Source organism: Gilliamella sp. wkB171 (assembly GCF_001693755.1).
Lineage (GTDB): Bacteria > Pseudomonadota > Gammaproteobacteria > Enterobacterales > Orbaceae > Gilliamella > Gilliamella apicola_F.
The window spans coordinates 1-747 of sequence record NZ_LYST01000018.1; the positions used below are offsets into that span (position 1 = coordinate 1).

Annotated in this window: 1 protein-coding gene; it reads left to right on the forward strand. The window is 29.2% G+C overall.

Going from position 1 to position 747, the window contains the following annotated elements; translation table 11 throughout:
• Positions 1–313 precede the first annotated feature (313 nt).
• Positions 314–694, forward strand: a complete 381-nt coding sequence (locus A9G03_RS01430) for a helix-turn-helix transcriptional regulator (protein WP_065632876.1) — start codon at positions 314–316, stop codon at positions 692–694.
• Positions 695–747: the final 53 nt, after the last annotated feature.

Consider the following 747-nt stretch of genomic DNA (forward strand, 5'->3'; position numbering starts at 1 on the left):
ACTTTAGACTTTTATGGATAAACTCAGTCATGTAGCTTATGGTTATTTTCTATTCGGCTTGTTCGTGAATCATATTCTTCACGGATATATTTTGCCTAATCAGCATTCATGCCTATATCCAAACAAGTTTGTCAATCGTAATATAACTCGCTGAAATAGAGATTGAAATTGATGTCATCATGGTGCATTATTCCTAGCTAATTGTAATTTATGATTGTGTTTTAATTTAACTTACAAAGTTAAATTGATTATAAAATTATATTAGTTTGAGTTTAATGTTTTTTTAATTATTTTTATCTGAGCTTAATTTATTATGAGTATTAATTTTAATTCTGGTGGAGCTAAAGTATTAGATAGAATCATTGAGGCTTATGGTTTTCGATCCAAAGTTGAATATAGCAATTATTTGGGTACATCTGCTGCAAGCTTATCCATTCGTTATAAACGAGATTTGTTTCCTTCTGATTTAGTCATTAAATGTATGGACGAAACAGGTGCATCATTACAATGGTTAGCATATGGTCAAGGAGAGTTTAATCAGATGGATACGGACAAAGAAGTGGTTATATATGATAAAATTTTAGATAAACTAGAGCGGCTAATAGCCTTTAAAGAAAAAGGTGATATCACACCGCAAGAGTATAACGAATTGAAAAGGGCACTTATCAAAATGGGTGATGTAAATAATGAATAGTGATTAAAAACTATTAAATAATCATCTCTTATTTAAAATAAAACATTCCAATT